This window comes from Corallococcus sp. CA053C (assembly GCF_003611675.1).
Taxonomy (GTDB): domain Bacteria; phylum Myxococcota; class Myxococcia; order Myxococcales; family Myxococcaceae; genus Corallococcus.
On record NZ_RAWA01000861.1, the window covers coordinates 1 to 471 of the forward strand.

Annotated in this window: 1 protein-coding gene; it reads right to left on the reverse strand. The window is 68.2% G+C overall.

The genetic code is table 11. The features are described 5' to 3' along the window. Positions 1 to 15: 15 nt before the first annotated feature. A partial coding sequence (locus tag D7V97_RS43610; RefSeq protein WP_147445285.1) for an aldo/keto reductase occupies positions 16 to 471 on the reverse strand: 456 nt, incomplete at its 5' end.

Genomic DNA, 471 nt, shown 5'->3' on the forward strand with positions numbered 1-471 from the left:
GCACCCAGCTGGTGATCAGCCCTTGGCCTGGGCGGCACGCTGCGCGTTGTAGCGCTCGCCGACGATCGACACTTCGTCCAGCGCCTGTGCGATGCGTTGCAGCTCCTCCGGTGCCAGCTGCAGGTCGGCCGCGCCGAGGTTTTCTTCCAGGCGATGGATCTTGGTGGTGCCTGGGATCGGCACGATCCACGGCGCCTGTGCCAGCAGCCAGGCCAGCGCCACCTGCGCCGGCGTCGCGCCCCGTGCTGCGGCAATCGTACTGATGCGATCCACCCGCGCCTGGTTGGCGCGGCGCGCCTCCACTTCGAAACGCGGAACGCTGTTGCGGAAATCGTTGGCATCGAAGGTGGTGTCGGCGTTGATCGTGCCGGTGAGGAAGCCGCGGCCAAGCGGGCTGAATGGCACGAAGCCGATGCCCAGCTCCTGCAGCGTCGGCAACAACTCGCGCTCCGGTTCGCGCCACCACAGCGA